Genomic DNA, 17,858 nt, shown 5'->3' on the forward strand with positions numbered 1-17,858 from the left:
TTAAACATCATCTGAGTTAAACTTGAAACCAACACGTTTGCCGGTCTTTATTTTTGAATGACTGATTTCTTCCTTCATTTGTTCAACCGAAGCAATCTTCACCTGATCGTAAGGAGGGACAAGAAGATCGAAATCAACTGCATATTTTATTGCTGTTTCTAATATTTGTTTGAACGTATCACGAGTTACTACATCGTTTCCAAAATCCTTTACCAACTCTCCTGATTGTCGTTTCCCTTCGACGAAGAAGTGGTTTTCCTGATTAATAAAAACCCGGGCTATCAAATAACCAAGATCCTGCAACCGATTATATTTAAACGAATCGGACAAAAAGTTGTAAATATGAATGACACCACAATAACCATTCATCGGACTATTTTTAACGTAATCAACTTTCCATATCGGATGTTCCCGGTTAAAAATAAAAACATTGGAATGCATACTAAAAACCAATAAATCACCAGCTAAGCGAAACTCAGCTTCAAAAGCTCCTTTCTCATTAAAAGCCGGCAAAATCTCCTTATCAACTCTGCCTTCCAAAGCCGACTGATATTCGCTAACCAATTCTTTCAAAACCTCTTTAAGTAAGTTGAATGACGTCAGTGTATTGTTATAAGCTAATTGTTTGACATTCGACTTGCTAACAATCGATTCGTATGGTAACTTTTTTCCGGCACTTTTCTTCATCGCTTAGATTTTTCATAAAAATAAGAAAAGCAGCCAAGACTGACTGCTTCCTTTTATCATGTTATGCAAAAAAAATCTAATATGCCAGGGCAAATAATACGCGTTGCGATGATGGGTTTCCTGTGTAAATACACTTTCCTTCCTCCTTTTCACCCTCAAAAGGAATACAACGAATGGTTGCTTTTGTTTCATCTTTAATTTTCTGCTCCGTTTCAGGAGTTCCATCCCAATGTGCCAAAATAAAACCACCCTTGCCATTCAACACCTCTTTAAACTCCTCGTAAGTATCCACCTTAGTGGTGTGATTTGTTCTGTAATCAACAGCTTTTTGATAGATATTTTGTTGGATTTCCTCTAACAAATCGACTACATGTTGATCGATATTATCGAGTTCAACCACATTTTTCTCCAGCGTGTCACGTCGTGCAACTTCCACGGTTCCGTTCTCTATATCACGCGGTCCAATTCCCAGACGTACAGGGACTCCTTTCAATTCATACTCGGCAAACTTCCAGCCCGGCTTTTTAGTGTCCGCATTATCGTATTTCACAGTAATGCCTTTGGCTTTTAGTTTCGTGATAATTTCATCAACCTTTTCATTGATAGCAGCAAGCTGTTCATCTTTACGATAAATTGGTACAATAACCACCTGAAATGGAGCTAACTTTGGAGGTAATACCAAACCGTTATCGTCGGAGTGAGCCATAACCAAAGCCCCCATCAAACGGGTTGAAACCCCCCAACTGGTTGCCCAAACATAATCGTCTTTCCCATCACGATTGGCAAATTTAACATCAAAAGCCTTTGCGAAATTCTGGCCTAAAAAATGCGAAGTGCCCGACTGCAATGCTTTTCCATCTTGCATTAAAGCTTCGATGGTATAGGTTTCCAAAGCTCCGGCAAAGCGCTCATTTTCCGACTTGGCTCCCTTGATTACCGGCATTGCCATAAACTGCTCTGCAAAATCGCCGTAAACATTAACCATTTTTTCAGTCTCTTCCAACGCCTCGGCTTCCGTTGCGTGTGCGGTATGCCCTTCTTGCCAGAGGAATTCTGCCGTACGCAGGAATAAACGCGTACGCATCTCCCAGCGCACAACATTGGCCCACTGATTACATAGAATTGGCAAATCGCGATACGATTGAATCCAGTTTTTGTAGGTATTCCAAATAATAGTCTCCGAAGTGGGACGAACAATTAATTCTTCTTCCAGTTTTGCATCCGGATCAACAATAATTCCATTCCCTTCCGGATCATTTTTTAATCGGTAATGCGTAACTACGGCACACTCTTTGGCAAAGCCTTCAACATGACTGGCTTCTTTACTAAAAAACGACTTCGGTATAAACAACGGAAAGTAAGCATTTACATGCCCTGTTTCCTTAAACATGCGATCCAGCTCAGCCTGCATTTTTTCCCAAATGGCGTAACCATAGGGTTTGATTACCATGCATCCACGCACAGCCGAATTCTCTGCCAAATCAGCCTTTACAACCAATTCGTTATACCATTGAGAATAATTTTTACTTCTGGGGGTTAATTCTTTAGCCATATCTTTTGTTTTGGTATGGTATTTGCTTCTTTTGTATTGATTTTAAAAGCTACAAAGTAAATAATTTATTTTTAAAGATACAGGAGGTCTAGTTATGAAAGCAAAAGTTACACTCATCTCAGCATTAGTCGTGTTGCTAGGTGCATGTTCTACCGGAACATACGTAACCGACAGGTACGATGACATCTATTTTACACCCGGTGATGTTCCGCCTCCCGCAGTTATTGAAAGCCCTGCACAACAACAGAATAGATCAGAAGTGGTCTCGAGGCAACAGGTAATTACGGAGTTGGAGGAAAGTGGAGAAGGATCCAAAACCTTGAAGAATCACATTTTTGAAAGTGATGACCAATACGCTGATGAATTGGTTTACGACATGGATAACATGGAGTTGATGGATTCTGACACAACGATTTATGAAAATGATGGAGACATCGACTATGTTATAAATAATTATTACGATGCCGACGAGCTGGATTACGCTTATCGGATCAATCGTTTCCATCGTCCATTTTTCTATGGTTCGTTTTACAGCCACAGCTGGATGTATGATCCGTTTTATTACGATCCATACTACTATGGAGGATACTACGGAATTGGATATTATGGAGGTGGTTACTATGGAGGATATTATAATCCCTGGGGATCAAGTTGGTACAGCCCATATTACTCAATTGGATACAACTGGCACAGCCCTTATTACGGTTGGGGATACCCTTCTTATTATGGTGGATATGGGGGCATTTGGGGACACCCTCACTACTATGATTCTGACAGATATGAATATGGACAAAGACGCCCATCATACAGCAATATTGCAAGAGGAGGAGGATCATCAGTAGGAAATCGAGTTGGAACTAGCAGAAACAACAACTTAAAAAGAACGTCGACTCAAGATGTCGGAAGTTCTCGTCGAACAACATCATCTGGAGTGAGCAACAGCGGACGTCGAGGAACATCAGATGGTAGTAATACGACCAAGAGTGCCACCATCTTAGAGAAAAGAAGAACAATTTCTTCAGGTCAAGTAAGCAATTCAGGTCGAAGAGGTACATCAACCGGTAGCTCAACTACAAATTCAGTAAGGAGTAGCTCAAGCAACCAACGTACTTATCAACCTCGAGTCAATTCTTCTCAAAGTAGAGAATATACTCCCAGTTACAGTAAACCAAGAACTGTGACCCGATCAAGTTACAATAGCAACAACTATATTAAACCAAGAACATCTACCTACAGTAAACCAAGTACAAGTAGTAGTTCAAGGAGGAGTACTGCCACGCCTAGCAGTTCAAGCAGCTACAAGAAAACTTATCGGTCGAGTTCAACCTATAACAGAGGGTCAAGCACCAGCAAAAGCAGCAGCTCTACCTATCGCTCAGCACCTTCAAGAAGTAGTAACAGTGGAAGCAGTTATCGTTCAAGCGGAAGCTCTTCATCCAGAAGCAGCTATAGCAGCCCTTCAAGAAGTAGCAGTAGCGGAAGTAGTGGTAGCAGCCGATCTTCAAGCTCCGGATCCAGTTCAAGATCTAGTGGCAGTGGTAGACGTTAAAAAAGACTTATTATTCAGACATCATTGTTTATCAAATTTGATTCAGTCATGAAAAAAACACGATATATATTTATTGCGATGCTTTTAATGAGCACAATGGCAATGGGACAAAATCTAGTCGATGGACTTAGATATTCAGATAACAGAATACAGGGAACTGCTCGCTCAGCGGCAATGGGAAATGCCTTTGGCGCGTTGGGTGGTGACTTCACTTCAGCGAGCATTAATCCGGCAGGGCTTGGAGTATACAGGAGTAATGAATTTGTAATAACTTCTCAGTTTGGAAAAACAGCAGTCGATGCGACTTATCTGGGACAATCGGCTTCTGACTCTAAATACAATTTTAGCGTACCTAATATTGGATACGTGGCCTCTATTGGAAATGAAAATAGCTTAGGCGGTTCGCTGGTAGGACTTACTTTTGGAGTTGGTTACAATCGGCTCAATAATTTTAACATGAAAAGAATGGTTGAAGCAGATAATGCAAATTCAACCTTACTTGATAATTTTGTTGCTAATGCCAACGACAATAACTGGAGTAATTTTTATGAGGAACTAGCCTGGCAAACTTTTCTGATAAATGAGGACGAACTAGGTTATCACAACGTAATAGATGATGAAGGTTACGGACAGTCTCAACGTAAGTCATTTACACAAAAGGGAGCACTTGATGAATTTATTCTGTCATTGGCCGCTAACTTCAACCATAAGTTTTATCTTGGTGCTACAGTTGGAATTCATAATGTAGATTTTACGGAAACAACTAGTCTACACGAATACGGTACTAACAATAATGATGTTTTCAATGAGTACACCTTTAATACTTACCTAAATACAACCGGAACAGGATTCAATGTAAAATTGGGTGCTTTATATAAACCGATAGATGCACTGCGTCTTGGAGTTGCTATCCATACGCCGACATTTTATAGATTACATGATTCTTTCGATAACTCAATGTACTCGTCCCTAAATTTTGAAGAGGGACAATATTCAGCTTTGTCTCCATTGGGTGATTATGACTACGATCTGGAAACACCGATGAAAGCAGTATTTAGTGCGGCTTACATTATTGGAAAATCAGGTATTCTAAGTGTTGATTACGAATATGTAGACTATTCAACAATAAAATTAAGTGATGGTGGAAATAGCTATGACTTCTTTGACGAAAATCAAGAAATTCAGAATGTATATAAATCTGTTGGTAATCTTCGCATAGGCGCAGAGTATCGCCTTTCTGGAGAATTTAGTTTAAGAGGCGGTTACGAATACCGCCCAAGTCCAATCAATAGTAGTTATCAACCGGGATTCAGCGACCCCAAATATTCTTCTTTCTCGGGCGGCTTAGGTTACCGACAAGGAAATTTCTTCCTGGATGCAGCATATAAACACGCTTTGGATGATAACTATGCAGAAGTTTATACAGGATCTGATTTGGCAAATTATGAAATCACTAAAGATCAGTTTATACTAACACTTGGATTCAAATTTTAAAAAATCACGATAAGTAATTTAAACGCCGGTAATTCCGGCGTTTTTTTACGAACCACCCAGTGTATTTATCAATAATAAAAGGCAATTGTTTATAAATATTTGTTGCCGGATTAGGTATAGAAGATTAAAACGTCGTAAATTGAAATAACCAATCAAAAGAAAAAGATGGTTAAATTTAAGGAAATAAACTATCAAGAGTCTCTCAATCTATTCAAACAAGCAGACCATTTGGGTAAGCGTTTACGATTAGGCGATTTCACGACTTCGCAGTGGTTGCAGAAAGAAAATATTAATTTATATGAGATAAAAACAATCTCAAGTAACTACCCCGATTTAAAAATTTTCATTATTGGAGAAGGCGAATCCGAAGGTTTCTATATTTATTCCCAAAAACAAGAAACTTGTTTTAAATTTGAAGCTGAATTATCTTATTAATTAACAGCTTAAATTTCTTATGATTTCTCACATGCAAGATCCTATTTCTCAAGGTGTTTTCAATTATCATTATCATCGTGACAATTCTCCAATTTTGATTCATTCTGATGGATTTGATACCGATGAAGTACTCCCCTCCTATTTTTTCAGAAATTATAAGCAAATGCCCAAACTAGAGCAAAAAGCGCTTGATTTAGCATTTGGTCGGGTATTAGATGTTGGAGCTTGCGCTGGTTGTCATTCTTATTATTTGCAAAACAAAGGATTTGATGTAACTGCTTTGGAGCAGTCGCATATGTGTTGTCAGGTGATGAACGACCGAGGAATAACAAATGTCAGCAATACAAACCTGTTTCATCTCGAAAATGAAAAGTATGATACAATTCTTCTTTTGATGAATGGAACCGGGATTGCAGGAACGCTTAACAACTTAAATCTTTTTTTTAAAAAGCTACGTAGTTTACTCAATCCAAATGGGCAAATATTGATTGATTCATCTGATCTTATTTTTTTATATACTGAAGAAGACGGTTCAGCCGTTATTGATATTGCAGCAGATAAATATTATGGAGAACTGACGTTTCAAACAGAGTATAAAAAACAGAAAAGTTCAACTTTTCCCTGGCTTTATATTGATCAGGACTTACTAAAGGAATATGTCAAAAAGAGTCAGTTAAAAGTTTCTCATATTTTCAAGGGAGATCATTTTGACTATCTCGCAAAAATCACCTATTAAACAACACGTTATGCCAGAAAACAGCTATCGAAAACTAACAAAATCCGAAATACTACAACTTGAGAAAAATAATTCTAAGGCCGATAATTGGTCAAACATTGAGGTAAAAGATGGTTTCGATCCCCAAAGAGTTGAACATTGCCGCTTTTCTGGAAAGGTGCGCATAGGACAACTCAATCAAGCCATCACATTCTATGGGAACATAGAAAAAGCATGCGGACTTTATAACACCCATATCCACAACTGTACCTTAGGCGATAATGTTTTTATCAGCCATGTCAAAAACTACGTTGCCAATTATATTATCGAAGATCATGTTGTTATCGACAATACTGATCTTATTGCAACAGAAGGAGAGTCTACTTTTGGTAACGGCATTCAGGTTGCTGTGTTGGATGAAACGGGCGGGCGACACGTACCCATTTACGACAATCTTTCGGCTCACTTAGCATACATCGTAGCTTTTTATAAACACCGACAACCGTCGATTGACAAGATCGAAAAACTGATCGATAACTACACCGAAAGTATTACATCAGATTTTGGTATTATTGGACAATACGCCCGAATTTCAAATTGCAAAGAAATTAGAAACGTAAAAATTGGAGCTTACACGCAGATTGTAGGTGCCAGTAAAATCATTAACGGTTCTATAAATAGCAACGAAGCTGCACCAGTGAAAATTGGTCACGATGTCATTCTAAAAAATTTCATTATTTCATCCGGCTCCGAAGTGATTGATGGCGCCATTGTATCAAGCTGCTTTATTGGACAGGGATGCAAACTTGGCTCACAGTATTCGGCTGAGAATTCGCTGTTTTTTGCCAACTGTCAGGGTTTTCACGGCGAGGCTTGCTCATTATTTGCCGGCCCGTACACTGTCACTCACCACAAATCAACCTTACTTATTGCTGGTATGTTTTCGTTTTGTAATGCGGGAAGTGGATCAAACCAAAGTAACCACATGTATAAATTAGGACCTATCCATCATGGAGTAGTCGAGCGTGGTTCTAAAACAACCAGCGATTCTTACATTTTATGGCCGGCCAAAATCGGACCATTTACAATGGTTATGGGTCGTCACTATAAAAATAGCGACACCTCTGAAATGCCTTTTTCTTATTTAATTGAAAACAAAGACGATAGCTGGTTGTCGCCGGGAATGAACCTCAAAAGTGTGGGAACGATACGCGATGCGATGAAATGGCCTCGACGCGATACACGAACAGACCCTAAAAAAATGGACTGCGTTAACTTTAACTTATTGAGCCCTTTCACCATAAAAAAAATGGCACAGGGTATTCAAAAGCTAAAGGAAATACAGCGGATTTCAGGCGAAACCTCCGAAGTTTTTTCATACAATAATACTAAGATTACGCATAGAGCTTTAAAAAGGGGGCTCGAACTCTACCATATGGCGATCATGAAATTCGTGGGAAACTCAATTATCACTCGTTTAAATACCTGCACCATTGAGACTCCCGAAGCTATGAAAGCTTGCCTTAAAGCCGACTCATCAGCAGGGCAAGGTGACTGGATTGACTTAGCAGGACTTATTGCACCCAAAAATGTGATAAAAGAAATGCTTGATCAGGTTGAAAACAAATCGATCAACCAACTGGAAGAAATAGAAAAAGTATTCTACTCGTTGCATGATAATTACTATAATATGGAGTGGAACTGGACAGTTGATTTTATTGCATCGTATTTTGGGAGACCGATTGAAGAAATGGAGGTCAACGATATTATCGACATCATTAAAGAATGGATTCGAAGTGTTGTTGAAATTGACAAGATGCTATACTCAGATGCAAAAAAAGAATTTAGGCTCGAATCAATGACAGGCTTTGGAATTGATGGAGACCACAAGGTCAAACAGCTTGACTTTGAAAATGTAAGAGGAAAATTCGAGAGTAATGACTTTGTAAAAGAAATCTTAAATCACATTGAACGGAAAACAAACCTGGGAAACAAGGTTGTCAATAACTTAAACGAACTTCAGAACTCACCGAAAACTGTTTAACCCGTTTCCCGACAAAGAATATAAAAAACAGAGAGGATTTAACTTTAAATCCTCTCTGTTTTTTAGTCTAATACAAATCGGTAAGTAATGGTACCCTGCTGAAAAGCCGGGGCCTTGTCGTCAACGTTAAAGCGAGCTTTTAAAGCTGCTTGCTTCGCTGCGTTAAGCAATTGTGAGTTATAGGTTGTCGAACCGCGTACGCCAGGCTCAGCACTGGTCACCTTGCCGTATTTATCAACTGTAACTTGTACCACAACAACTCCTTCTTCATTCCCCGGATAATAAGGCTTGGGAAGAGATTGAGCTGAACGTCCGGCAAGACTATACGAAATACCATCTCCTTGCCCGCCACCGTCTCCATAATTGTCCGAATTAGCTGATCCATTTGGAGATCCTTGATTGCCTCCGGGGAAAGAAACTCCTTGCCCGGTGCTTTTCGAATCATCGGCCCCTGCTCCACCAGAACCAAAAGCACTGGAAGCCCGGTTGTTAATTTCACTAATTTTTTGCTGCTCAGCTTCTTTCCGCTGGCGTTCCTCCTCTGCTTTTCGCCTTTTTTCGGCCTCTTCAGCCAATCGTTGCTGCTCCAATTTCTCCTGACGCTGGCGTTCTATTTCTACCTGACGTTGTATCTCAAGTTCTTTTTCCCGCTGCTTACGAAGTTCTTCTTGTTTGCGTTTTTCTGCTTGCTCTTGCTGACGCTTAAGCTCCTCTTCTTTTTTCTTTTTAGCAGATTCAATAGCTACAGTTTCTTCGTAATCCTGAGTCATTACTTCCTCTTTTGCCTCTGGTTGTGAAACTTGGGGTTGTGGCTGTGGAGGTGGTGGTGTTACTTTCTTTTTTTCTTGCTGAACGACAGGAGGAGATGATTTACGACCAGGTGCCGGTTCTTTGATTCCACTTCCTTGCTCCGAATTTCCAAAATTCACCAATATTCCTTCTTCTCCTGGCAATGGTAGTGGTGTAAAAAAGCCAAACAGAAGTAACAAGATTAGAACAATAACGTGAACAACAATTGTCCCTATAAAACCTCTTTTATGTTTCGAAAAATAACTCATTAACGTCCTTCCGGTGCAGTAGCCAAAATCATTTTATACTTATTGCGTTTAGCAATATTCATCACCTTTACAACCTGCTCAATTGGAACTGACTTGTCAGCGTGTAAGGATACATAAGCCTCAGGGTTGTCGCCAATAGCTTTTTGCAACGCAGGTTCAATTTCATGAAACGCAACACGATCTACATTTTCGCCTGTATTGACATAGTACTTCAGGTCAGCAGTAATCGAAACAGTCGTCATTGGTTTAGCCGCTGTTTGATTATTACTCTGAGGTAAGAGCAACTTTAGTGCGTTGGGTGCAATCAAAGTTGACGTCACCATAAAAAAGATCAGCAACAAAAATACAATATCAGTCATTGAAGACATGCTGAAACTTGCATTGACTTTATTTCTACGTTTTAATGCCATTGCGTTTATTTAGCTGGTTCATTCAACAAATCAAGAAATTCAGATGTTGCTGCTTCCATTTTAAAGATTACTTTTTCGACATTGGCAACTAAAATATTGTACGCAAAGTAAGCGATAATACCAACCGTCAAACCAGCAACAGTTGTCACCATCGCTTGATAAATGCCCGAAGAAAGCAAGGTTACATCAATGTTGTTCCCTGCATTAGCCATATCGTAAAACGCCTGAATCATCCCAATTACAGTTCCCAGGAAGCCAATCATTGGAGCACCTCCGGCAACACTGGCTAATACCGGCAAGCCTTTTTCCAATTTCGATATCTCAAGGTTCCCGATCGTTTCAATGGCGGAATTAACATCGGACATTGGTCGCCCAATTCGGCTAATTCCTTTTTCAATCATGCGTGCAGTTGGTGTTTCCTGCGAGCGAGTAAGCGCCAACGCAGCATCAACTTTCCCTTCGGTAATGTATGTTTTCACTCTGTCGAGCAAGGTTTTATCAACTTTGCCAGCTTTTTTTATGGCAAAATACCGGTCAAAAAAGATAAATACAGCAACTAACGAAAGGGCTATAATGGGAATCATGATCCACCCACCTTTAATTGCAATATCAAAGAATCGAGTTACAATTCCATCTTGTTGAGCTGATTCTGCAAGAGCTTCGGCACCTTCGCCGGCCGCATTAGAAACTTGTAAAAAAATATATCCAAACATAAGTTTTCATTTAGAAGAACATATAAAAAACGCGGTATAATACTAATTATTATACCGCGCAAAAATAATGATTATTTACAAAGTATCTACTTATAATCCGAACATCATATAATAGACTGCCGCACCTGATAAATACCCAACAATTGCGAGCAAGGAAATCTTTTTTATATACCAGATAAAATCGATTTTCTCTAATCCCATAGCAGCAACTCCGGCGGCAGACCCGATAATTAAGATACTACCTCCGGTACCAGCTGTATAGGCAAGAAATTCCCAGAAAGCACCATCTTGAACAAAACTAGCTAAATAGCCGGTTGCAGCAGGATCTGCAGTAGGATACATACCCATTGCACCTGCTACAAGTGGCACATTATCAACTACTGATGAAAGTACCCCAACTGCCAAGTCTATCAAATAAATATTCCCAAGTTTCTCGTCCAGATACTGAGAAAGGAGATGCAGGTGCCCCGCCGACTGAAGTGAAGCAACAGCTGAAAGAATACCCAGAAAGAAAAGAACTGTAGGTACGTCTACTTTGCGAAGTACAGCTGTAACCTTCAACCGATGTTTTATTTCTTCGGGTTTGTCTTTATGCATAATTTCGGAAATGACCCACAATACCCCCAGCGACAATAACATGCCCATGTATGGTGGTAAATGCGTTATTGTTTTAAACACGGGAACAAAAAGCAACCCGAAAACACCAAGGATGAGCATGAAAACTCGCTCGAACTCGGTTGTTAAATCAATTTCTTCATTCTCTACAACTGGTCGTTCTACGTCGCCTTTCATTGTAAGTGACAATATCCCAAGAGGGACAACCATACAGACTAAACTTGGGAGTAGAACACCTTCAATAATTCGTGCGGCTGTAACTTGTCCTCCAATCCAAAGCATAATTGTGGTTACGTCTCCAATTGGAGACCAGGCTCCACCGGCATTAGCAGCCAACACAACCATACTCGCAAAAAACCAACGTGTTTCTTTATCATCAATCAACTTCCGAAGCAAGGCGACCAACACAATTGTTGTCGTCAGGTTATCAAGCAGTGCAGACATAAAAAAAGTTAGGAAACTCAAAATCCACAACAATTTTATTTTATTGGTTGTCTTGATTTTATCAGTTACTACTTTAAATCCTTCATGTTGATCGACTACTTCAACGATGGTCATTGCACCAAGGAGAAAGAATAGGATTTCACTAATTTCGCCCAAATGGTGAACGATTTCAGAATCAACAATAAACTCGTGTATAGACGCTTCCAGCAAGCCAATGTGACCATGTGCAAAATTTGCCCATGACGGGCTGAACCCCATAGCTAAGATATCTTCGGCGCCAATAGCATAAATAACCCAACAAAGCGTCCCTATAATTAATGCTGAAGCTGCTTTGTCAACTTTGAGCGGATGTTCTAATGCAATGGCAATGTAACCAAGCACAAAAACAACGACCATTAAAATAAACATGGAAATAGTTTTTAGAAATTAGTAAAAAAAATTTCGCGCAAAGGTAAAGGTCCAATGAGAATACAGCTTAATTTTTTGAAAAAAAGCAATTGTGCATAATAAATTTAACAGAGTGATGTCGAAAGAAAATTGCTTTTAATTATTTTTTGTCTACTGAAGTATCCGGTTATTTGAAAAACGATAGCAGGATTATTCGTTAATCCTCTCCTTTTTTTCCCCACAGGCGTTTGAACTTTTGCCAAAGCTCGTTCCAGCTATTATAATTTTCACGATACGAAAGACCTATTCCCTGGGTATAAGGTGACGTTTCGTAGATCAGATTGTCATTTGATCGGTTGTATGCTTTGAGTTGTAGTTTTCCGTTATTGGTCAGCTTAACGTTCAAATCAAAATCACCAACAATGTTATTGTTGTTCGAACGATTGACAGTGGATGTATTGTTACCAATGTTTCCATTAATTGTAACCCGATCGTTAAACATTTGGGTACTTAAAGCCAATTCAATTTCATCATTGGTAATCTGATTTCCCGGGCGATAATTAACACCAATGTCCCAATCGTTGCTAATCTGCGACAACCAGTTGCTTAATTGATTTGAGAACAACTCACTTGCTGTACTTCCAACCACATTGGTATTTGATGCTTGATATGAACCCCGCAGGTAATCGGGAGTATAAAAACGTCCCAAAACCAACAACGATAATATCTGCTTGTTCATCTCCTCTTCGGTACTAAAAAACTGTTGAACCTGATCTTTTATGCGGTCTTCGGCAGTGGGGAATTTAATATCAAACGTAATTTTCGGATCATTCAGGTTTTCGGTTAGATAGATTTCACAGGAAACAGGAATTCGCTGAGAGTAATCAATATTCTCAACCGAGTTTGGAAACAATTCGGTCAACGATGCTTTTAGCCGATAAATGGCATTTAAATCGATTGTTGCATTGTATGGATCACCATTCCAAAGGATCGTGCCACCACGGGCAATTTCGAATCTCTTATTGATCACATTTTGCAGTGTAAACAGATAGTCTCCTTGTTCTACGCGGTATTCGCCAAACATCACAATATTAAAGTCAGGGTCAATACGAACCTGCAAATCACCACTTCCTCTGGAGCGGATAACATCACCAATTTGCGAATTATAAATCAGTTGAACCTGAGCCTCGGGCGTGATATCGATATCAAATTTCATATTCAAATTCGACTTATCCTGCTTTACCCGACGTTCGACTTTCTCGCTTTCAATATTGCTTTTATTAACAAACCTAATGAAGTCATACTCCTGGGCTTCCTCATTGTAGTCCAGTGATATATTTATGTCGGTTCCACTTAAAGTAGCCGCATTAGCCGATAATAAGACATCCCTTCCATGACCGGTAATTTCAAAATCACCATTCCCAAACACTTTCCCGTAAAATCGCTCATTATCTTTCACTGTCGTATTCATGGCTAAAATTCTTGGCGAGCTAAGCGACAAATCATAATCCATATTCTTGAAATTATCATGTCGTATAAAACCATCAAACAGTCCAGTATTCCCTTGATAATCTGCTATTTTTATCCGATCAAAAATAATTGAATCAGAACGAAATTTAACTGTATCACTAAAATAGTAATAAACCTGAATAGCATTTATTGACAGCCCTGCATCCAGTCCGAGCACATCGCCATCCATCAATATCTTTTCTGGTGTCCCGTGTATCCAAACATCTCCTGTGCCTCGTCCCTGAATATTCTGAAAAGTGTTTTGAAGCACCGGCTGAAGAATTGCCAGCGATAAGTCATTCAAGCTTACTGTAAAGTCAAGCGAATCGGTACCTGGAGTGTAAGCGCCAGATGCAAATAGAGACTGATGGCTTTTAGTGTCAATAGTCAACTCCGCGTTTATTTCTTCTGAATCGCGGTCCCATTTACTCACCACACTCACGTTGCCAATATCATGTTGCCGGTAACTAAGATCGCTTATCGTTAGATCCGACAGAAACAACGCTCGCTCGTATATATCAAATGCACTTGCCGACCCATTGATTGTTCCTTTTAGCTCAGCATCCTTACTTGTAAGCAAATTGATATTGTTCAGATTCAAATTGTCAAGCTTCACATTTAGCCGGGCATTCTTATCTTCCGAAATTGTGCCATTGACAGAGAGCCGTTGCGATTGATTTGAGATTTCGAAACCATCGACAGCTATTCTACTTGAATCTATCGTAATCGTAGCCGGATGAACCTGCCAAAGTGTATCAGCAATGTATATTTTCGACGGGGTTACTTCAATTTCAACATGTGTTTTATTATAATCCGTTTTAGTGAAATCAACCTGCGTTTCCAACTCTCCGCTATATGTTTTTTGGTGAAAATTGTTCCAAACCAATTTTGAATTTAAGCGGTCGTCCGAAGCATCGGCCAGAATAGCCAAATTATAAAGACGTTTATTCTCATTGAGCTGCAATTCCTCCAAGCGATTTTTCAGTTCCAGCTTTTCCCCTGAATGAACAGATAACGTATAGTTATTCAAAATAAAGTTGCGGTATTCAATGCGCGGAATATCAGCCACAAAATCCAGAGACATTTCAAGGTCATCAAAATGTCCGCTAATCACGGAAGGGCCTATAAAAAGGTTCGGCATGAATGTTTTGGTTAGCGGCTCAGTGTTCTTTATCGTCACATCAAAGTCGAATTGATTGGCATGCAAATCTTCATCAACTTTTAGCCCTGCCGAAGGTAAATACTGAGCTAGCAAATTTCTGAAGCTTTTAGAAATCGTACGAAAAGAATAATTTCCGGCAATATCCACATCAGCAAAGTCTGACCGAATCTGTAAATGTGGGTGTCCCTCATAAAACGTGCGAACACTTAAACTACTTAGCTTTATCGTATCATTTTCATTGAGGTACCGTCCTTCATCTACCCAAATATTACCATCCAGGTTGTCGATATTGTTTCCTTTAAAATTAGCACTCAAAGCCATTGACAAGATCGACTTTTCATGCTTCGTGTCAAGATTTAATGCTTTAAGATTTGCCTGATCCAATACCATTTCAAAATCGAAAGCCGGAATTGGCGCATTAAAATCAAGCTTCCCGGCAAAATTGGCATCCAAATTCGGATCTTTGATTGTAAAATCTCCTTCGAATTTTTCATCCTGAATCGTTCCATCCAAACTCAGGTTTTTAAATTTGTAGGCATTAAATATCAGGCTATCAACAACTCCATCCAGCGCAACATCAAATGCCCGATTTGCTTTATCATACGAACCATCTACCTGTCCGTTAAAGGTTAATTCTCCAAAACGCTTTGATTGTGTAAATTTTCCTAATTTAAAATTAACGGTCTTTAAATGCCCGTTAACTTTTAGCAAATCGCTTTCCGAAGGCAAAAATGACAAGTCCATTTTTATTTGGCCAAAATTGGAACGTACCGTCCCATAGGCCACAAAATCACTTAAGAAACCGGTAAAATTACCTTCATAGTGCACAATTCCAGCATCATGAAGCAATGGTGAAAAGGTCAGATAATCAGCCTTCGCAGAATACGGTAACCGGATTTCACTCAAGTCGTTAAAATCCGCAGTTGACTTTTTCAGATCGAGCAAAATATAGGTCTGATCAAGATTGGGTAAGCCATTGGTGTAGAAATCGCAAACCAGATTTGTATTTTGTCCGATCTTCATTTCCAAGTCTTTGGCTTTCAGGTCGGCAATCGTACCATAAACATGACCTGATAAATTTATTCGTAAATCCATTCCGCGTAAAGCCGGAACAAACTGTCCTACATCTACAAAATCCAAAACCGATTTTTTCAGGTCAACATCGAGTTTTAAAAACGAAAAATCTTTCTCTTCATGCATCTCTGACTGATCCAATGAAATATCTGCGTCTGCAATTACTGAATGAGGGGTTAACACTTTTAAGTCGTTCAGTTTAATCACATGATTTGACGAAACAACCCGAGTACTTAAAGAACTCAGTAAAAAAGATTTGTTATCGTCCAGCGAAAGCTTGTTAATTTGGAAAGCCAACGAATCTTGGTTCAGCACAAAATCAGTTACATCAAGCTGCACATTATGCAGGTCTATTGCATTCGACAATTCCATATTGGAATACGAGTACCCAAGGCGGGTATCGCTAAACAAAAAATTCTGACATTCAAAACTCCAGCTATTGGTTGTTGGTTTATCCGATCGCAAAGCGTCGAGTACAAATTTGTAATTTGGAACCTGATCTTCAGTGAATGAAACAAACAACCTGGTTTTTATCATTTCAAGCGAAGACAGGTTAATAATCCGTCGTTTATACGTGAACTGATCGATTGAAGCAACCATTTTATCCACGTAAAAAAGGGTATCTTCCTGCTGATCTTCTATCAAAAATTCATTCAATATCACTTTATTAAAAAAACGAATATCAATACTCTTCAATGTAATGTGCGTGTTCAGCTTTTCTGAAAGCCGACTTGCAATTTGCTTAACCAAAAAAGTCTGGACCGTACTGGTTTGAAAAGCCAGATAAGCAGCAAAAAACAGGATCGCTATGATCCCGAAAAGCCAGAGTGCTATTTTGAAAGATTTTTTAATATTTTTGAGCCTTTAAGTTTCAGAAACAAAATAAACTAAATTCCTTGTAAATCGTTAGGTTCAACAGATAAAATAATTGAAATCTACCTTGAAAGTTGATTCATGAATAACAAAAAAGATATAATCATTTTAGGAATCGAGTCATCATGCGATGACACATCTGCCGCTGTCATTAAAAACGGTGTTTTATTGTCTAATATTATAGCCAGTCAAAAAGTTCACGAAGCTTACGGTGGTGTTGTTCCCGAATTGGCTTCGCGTGCGCACCAGCAAAATATTGTTCCTGTTGTCGATCAGGCATTAAAACAAGCTAACGTTAACCGGGATGAAATTTCAGCAGTTGCATTTACTCGTGGCCCAGGACTCCTTGGCTCACTGCTAGTTGGGACTTCGTTTGCCAAAGGTTTTTCGTTAGCATGCGGCATCCCGCTAATTGAAATTAACCATCTGCAAGGGCATGTGTTGGCTCATTATATTCAGGAAGAAGGAGTTGAATTTCGTGAGCCAAAATTCCCACATCTTTGTTTATTGGTGTCGGGCGGAAACTCGCAAATCATCTTGGTGAGAGACCATTTAAAAATGGAAGTTATTGGCCAAACCATTGACGATGCAGCCGGAGAGGCATTTGACAAGTGCGCCAAAGTAATGGGAATGCCATACCCCGGCGGTCCGCTGATTGACAAGCTGGCCAAAGAAGGAAATCCGGACGCTTTTGAATTTGCAAAACCACGAATCAAAGATTTGGATTACAGTTTTAGCGGACTAAAAACCAGTTTTTTGTATTTTCTGCGTGACCGACTTAAAGAAAATGAAAATTTCATTGAAGAGAATCAGCGAGATTTATGTGCTTCTCTGCAAAAAACAATCATCGATATTTTGATGCACAAATTGGTTAAAGCTGCCAGGCAAACAGGGATTTCAGAAATTACAATTGGCGGTGGAGTTTCAGCGAATTCAGGATTACAAAACGCCATGAAAAAGGAAGCCCAAAAACGAAATTGGAATATCTACATTCCCAAATTTGCCTTTACCATGGACAACGCTGCCATGATTGCCATTACCGGCTACTATAAATTTCAAAAGAATCAGTTTGCCAAGCAAGATGTTGTTCCGTTTGCACGCATGAACATTAATGATTAGAAGTTTATCTGCTTCAAC

General features: G+C 39.3%; 13 protein-coding genes. 6 read left to right on the forward strand and 7 right to left on the reverse strand.

The window, feature by feature from the left end; all coding sequences use genetic code 11:
- Positions 1-687, reverse strand: coding sequence for a hypothetical protein (locus GR929_RS02610; protein WP_159517353.1), 687 nt, complete (start codon positions 685-687; stop codon positions 1-3).
- Positions 688-763: 76 nt separating this feature from the next.
- Positions 764-2,239, reverse strand: a complete 1,476-nt coding sequence (gene proS / locus GR929_RS02615) for a proline--tRNA ligase (protein ID WP_159517354.1) — start codon at positions 2,237-2,239, stop codon at positions 764-766.
- Positions 2,240-2,333: 94 nt separating this feature from the next.
- Between proS and GR929_RS02620 the strand changes: the two genes are divergently transcribed.
- The 5 genes from GR929_RS02620 (at position 2,334) to GR929_RS02640 (ending at position 8,476) form a co-directional block, all read left to right on the forward strand.
- Positions 2,334-3,788: a hypothetical protein gene (locus GR929_RS02620; RefSeq protein ID WP_159517355.1), complete on the forward strand. Its 1,455-nt coding sequence runs from the start codon at positions 2,334-2,336 to the stop codon at positions 3,786-3,788.
- Positions 3,789-3,836: 48 nt separating this feature from the next.
- Positions 3,837-5,282, forward strand: coding sequence for an OmpP1/FadL family transporter (locus tag GR929_RS02625; RefSeq protein ID WP_159517356.1), 1,446 nt, complete (start codon positions 3,837-3,839; stop codon positions 5,280-5,282).
- Positions 5,283-5,447: 165 nt separating this feature from the next.
- Positions 5,448-5,717: a hypothetical protein gene (locus tag GR929_RS02630; RefSeq protein ID WP_159517357.1), complete on the forward strand. Its 270-nt coding sequence runs from the start codon at positions 5,448-5,450 to the stop codon at positions 5,715-5,717.
- A 31-nt stretch (positions 5,718-5,748) separates the two neighbouring features.
- Complete coding sequence (locus GR929_RS02635; RefSeq protein WP_201300877.1) at positions 5,749-6,453, forward strand: class I SAM-dependent methyltransferase; 705 nt, start codon at positions 5,749-5,751, stop codon at positions 6,451-6,453.
- A gap of 10 nt (positions 6,454-6,463) precedes the next feature.
- Positions 6,464-8,476: a DUF4954 family protein gene (locus tag GR929_RS02640; RefSeq protein ID WP_159517359.1), complete on the forward strand. Its 2,013-nt coding sequence runs from the start codon at positions 6,464-6,466 to the stop codon at positions 8,474-8,476.
- 62 nt (positions 8,477-8,538) lie between these two features.
- Here the strand turns inward: GR929_RS02640 and GR929_RS02645 are convergent, their stop codons facing one another.
- The 5 genes from GR929_RS02645 to GR929_RS02665 all read right to left on the reverse strand — a co-directional run bounded on the left by GR929_RS02645 (position 8,539) and on the right by GR929_RS02665 (position 16,505).
- A complete protein-coding gene (locus GR929_RS02645; RefSeq protein WP_159517360.1) occupies positions 8,539-9,534 on the reverse strand; it encodes a hypothetical protein in 996 nt (331 codons plus the stop codon).
- A complete protein-coding gene (locus tag GR929_RS02650; RefSeq protein WP_159517361.1) occupies positions 9,534-9,944 on the reverse strand; it encodes an ExbD/TolR family protein in 411 nt (136 codons plus the stop codon). Before GR929_RS02650 ends, GR929_RS02645 begins: the two co-directional genes overlap by 1 nt.
- A gap of 5 nt (positions 9,945-9,949) precedes the next feature.
- Positions 9,950-10,657 carry a MotA/TolQ/ExbB proton channel family protein gene (locus GR929_RS02655; RefSeq protein ID WP_159517362.1) on the reverse strand — a complete coding sequence of 236 codons (708 nt, stop codon included), beginning with the start codon at positions 10,655-10,657 and terminating at the stop codon, positions 9,950-9,952.
- Between the two features lie 90 nt (positions 10,658-10,747).
- On the reverse strand, positions 10,748-12,124 hold the full coding sequence (gene nhaD, locus GR929_RS02660; RefSeq protein ID WP_159517363.1) for a sodium:proton antiporter NhaD: 1,377 nt from the start codon (positions 12,122-12,124) through the stop codon (positions 10,748-10,750).
- A 196-nt stretch (positions 12,125-12,320) separates the two neighbouring features.
- Positions 12,321-16,505 (reverse strand): translocation/assembly module TamB domain-containing protein, encoded by a 4,185-nt coding sequence (locus GR929_RS02665; RefSeq protein ID WP_159517364.1) that lies wholly within the window; start codon positions 16,503-16,505, stop codon positions 12,321-12,323.
- A gap of 297 nt (positions 16,506-16,802) precedes the next feature.
- On the opposite strand from GR929_RS02665, the gene tsaD reads away from it, so the two are divergent.
- Entirely contained in the window at positions 16,803-17,840 is a 1,038-nt protein-coding gene (gene tsaD / locus GR929_RS02670; RefSeq protein WP_159517365.1) for a tRNA (adenosine(37)-N6)-threonylcarbamoyltransferase complex transferase subunit TsaD, read from the forward strand.
- The last annotated feature ends 18 nt before the right edge of the window (positions 17,841-17,858 follow it).

The sequence above is a fragment of the Sunxiuqinia indica genome (genome assembly GCF_009847015.1).
GTDB classification, from domain to species: Bacteria; Bacteroidota; Bacteroidia; order Bacteroidales; family Prolixibacteraceae; genus Sunxiuqinia; species Sunxiuqinia indica.